Origin of the sequence: Streptomyces bambusae (assembly GCF_019400985.1) — a bacterium.
Lineage (GTDB): Bacteria > Actinomycetota > Actinomycetes > Streptomycetales > Streptomycetaceae > Streptomyces > Streptomyces bambusae_A.
On the sequence record NZ_WTFF01000513.1, the window covers coordinates 1 to 3232 of the forward strand.

The following is a 3232-nucleotide window of genomic DNA, read 5'->3' on the forward strand; positions in this document are numbered from 1 at the left end:
TCACGCTTTGTAAAAATGCCACTGCCGCCCACTGACACCCCACCCGTAAGCTGCAGGGACTCTGCATGTGTGAAAAAGGAACGGGGGGGGCACGGCGCGTGGGCGGGGGGCCCCGCCCGCCGCGGCTCCCGCGACGCAGACCGCGGTGTGCAGGGCGCCGCGGGCGCGGTCGTCGCGCCACAGGGCGCGTTCGACTGCGGCGGCGGCTCGTCCGAAGGCTGCCACGGGGTGCCCGCGGCGCGGATCACCGAGGATCCGGTCGCCGATCAGGCCCGCCGCGGCGCCGTACGCGAAGACGCGATCGGCACGCATGGGGCAGGTATGTCCTCACTCAGGGTCCGCGCCCTGGTTCGACGTGACCGGCGGCGAGAGTTCCTGGCTCCCGGCGGTACGTCGGTGGGACCGTACGCGCCGGTGACAGTGGCGGGACCGCGCCGGATTCGCACCGGACTTCCTCTCCTGCCGCCGTGTTGGCCCGGGCAGTCCACCACGCCCCGCGAACGCCCGTCAACTCGCTGTTGACCTGGACAAACGAAGGACTCCCCGCGGGCCGGGCCCGTGGGGAGTCCTCGTCGTGCGTCACGGGTGACGCACGGGATACGGCTCAGGCGACGATCAGGTAGATCCCGTACGCCACGGCTGCCGCGCACAGCGCGAAGCAGGCGTACGCGCCGGTGCGCGCCAGGGTGGCGCTGCCGCCCTGGCCGGTGGCGGCCTCGTGCTTGGAGAGGCCGACGATGCCCAGGACGAACAGCGTCACGAGGGCGACGGTCGCGGAGAGACTGACGCCGAAGACGGTGCCGAGTGCTGCCCAGTCGATCTTCATACTGCTGAATCCTCTGTGATGGTCGCTCGTCAGACCGCAGGCGCGGTCGCGGCCGGGGTCTCGTCGGCGGTGGTGTGGGCCGGGGCCGGGATGGTGGCCTTGAGGTCCTCGTCGGCGACGGCGGCGGTGGTACCGGCCGGCGGCACGGTCACGGCCGCGATGGCGGTGGTGACCACGCCCGGCGCCTCGGCCGGCTCGTCCTCGTTGACGTTGTTGTGGTCGACGACCTGGCGGCGCGAGATCAGCCAGATGGCGACGCAGGAGGCCACCAGGAAGAGGGCCACGGCGGCGACGCCGATGTCACCCGTACGCATGACCAGCTCGGCGCCCGCGCCCACCAGGGCGGCGGCCGGCAGGGTCAGGCCCCACGCGACGAACATGCGGGTGGCGGTGGACCAGCGGACCACACCGCCCTTGCGGCCCAGGCCCGCACCCATGACCGCGCCGGAGCACGAGTGGGTGGTGGAGAGCGAGAAGCCGAGGTTGGACGAGGCCAGGATGACCGCCGCGGCCGAGGTCTGGGCGGTGAAGCCCTGCTGCGGCTGGAGGTCGGTCAGGCCCTTGCCCATGGTGCGGATGATGCGCCAGCCGCCCAGGTAGGTGCCGAGCGCGATCGCCATGCCCGCGGAGACGATGACCCACACCGGCGGGTTGGAGCCGGGCGCGAGCGCGCCGCCGGCGACCAGGGCCAGGGTGATGATGCCCATCGTCTTCTGCGCGTCGTTGGTGCCGTGCGCGAGGGAGACCAGGCCGGCCGAGGCGATCTGGCCGGCGCGGTAGCCCTTGGCCGAGGTCTTCTCGCCGACGTTCTTGCCGAGCTTGTAGGTGACCTTGGTCGCCAGCATCGCGGCCACGCCGGCCACGACCGGGGCGGCGACGGCGGGGATCAGGACCTTGGTGACCAGGGTGCCGCCGTTGACGGCGCCGAGTCCGGCGGTGGCGACCGCGGCACCGATCAGGCCGCCCATCAGGGCGTGGGAGGAGCTGGAGGGCAGTCCGACCAGCCAGGTGACCAGGTTCCAGAGGATCGCGCCGACCAGGGCGGCGAAGATCACTTCTGGCTGGATCCCGTCCTCGTTGACCAGGCCCTTGGAGATCGTCTTGGCGACCTCCACGGACATGAACGCGCCGACGAGGTTGAGCACGGCGGACATGGCCACCGCCGTCTTGGGCTTGAGGGCGCCGGTCGAGATGGTGGTCGCCATCGCGTTGGCTGTGTCGTGGAAACCGTTCGTGAAGTCGAACACGAGAGCGGTGATGATCACGATCCCGAGGAGAAGCGTTATGTGCTCCATTTACCCAGGCTTCTGTTTGGCGTCAGTGGCTGGTCGACCGTAGGCAACCTGGGTGAACGGAAAGTGAACTGAAACGGGCCGCGTGGTGTCCGGGCCCGGGGTGCCTTCGGGTCACTGGTCCGGATTGTGCCGTACTTGTGCCGGTTTTTGCACGTCAGGCCGGTGTGGCGTGATCACTCCGGGTGTCGGAGCGGCCCGCCGGGAGCCACCGCCGGGCCCGCGGAAGAGACCCAGATCACGCGAAGCGGAATCCGGACCGATAGCTTCCGCTCCGCGGTCGGCGGCACGCTGGCCGGGCCGGGCCGGGCCGGGCGGGGCGACGCAGACGGGGCTGCGGTCGCGGACCGGCCGGGTGAGCACCTTCAGCGGCTTGCCGTGCCTGCCGCCCTTCTCGGGCGGCAGCGGCATGTCGGTGATGCCGTGGTGGGTCGATGGTCTCGCGGCGCCGGATGCGCCGGCACAGCTCGACGGCCTCCCGGGTACGGCCGAGCGGGGCCCGATGGCTTCGGGGCCGGTGGCTTCCGGACAGATGGCTTCCGGGCCGGCGGCTTCCGAGCGGATGACTCTCGGGCCGTGGCCGACCGGGCGGGGCCGACCGGACGGGGCCGACCGGACGGGGCCGGCCGGGAGGTTCGCCGTTCCGGTCGCCGCGGCAGGTTCCCCGTCCCGGTGGCCCCGGGAGGTTCGCCGTTCCGGTGGCCCCTGCGGGTTCGCCGTTCCGGTGGCCCCTGCGGGTTCGCCGTTCCGGTGGCCCCTGCGGGTTCCCCGTCCCGGTGGCCCCGGGAGGTTCGCCGTTCCGGTGGCCCCGGCGGGTTCGCCGTTCCGGTCGCCCCGGCGGGTTCCCCATCCCGGTCGCCCCGGCAGGTTCGCCGTTCCGGTCGCCGCGGCGGGTTCCCCGTCCCGGTGGCCCCGGCAGGATCGCCGTCCCGGCGGCCCCGGCAGGATCGCCGCTCCCCGTTCCGGTGGCCCCGCCGGGGCCACCACCGGAGACTGGAGCGGTGCGCACCGCTACAGCGACGGCCGCTGCCGTCACCACCACGCTGATCGGCGCCGGCGCCGCGGCGGTCGTGGCCGGCCGGTACGCCGCGGAAGCGGCCCTGCGCCCCCGCCC

General features: G+C 73.0%; 2 protein-coding genes, 1 pseudogene and 1 riboswitch. All 3 genes and pseudogenes read right to left on the minus strand.

Going from position 1 to position 3232, the window contains the following annotated elements; translation table 11 throughout:
• Positions 1 to 27 precede the first annotated feature (27 nt).
• A pseudogene (locus tag GPJ59_RS38205) lies at positions 28 to 312 on the minus strand (cobalamin biosynthesis protein); the annotation flags it as partial.
• Positions 313 to 369: 57 nt separating this feature from the next.
• A riboswitch (cobalamin riboswitch) is annotated at positions 370 to 457 on the minus strand.
• A 147-nt stretch (positions 458 to 604) separates the two neighbouring features.
• Positions 605 to 826, minus strand: coding sequence for a hypothetical protein (locus GPJ59_RS34910; RefSeq protein ID WP_219672070.1), 222 nt, complete (start codon positions 824 to 826; stop codon positions 605 to 607).
• A gap of 29 nt (positions 827 to 855) precedes the next feature.
• Complete coding sequence (locus GPJ59_RS34915) at positions 856 to 2121, minus strand: inorganic phosphate transporter (protein ID WP_219672071.1); 1266 nt, start codon at positions 2119 to 2121, stop codon at positions 856 to 858.
• Between the last annotated feature and the right edge of the window lie 1111 nt (positions 2122 to 3232).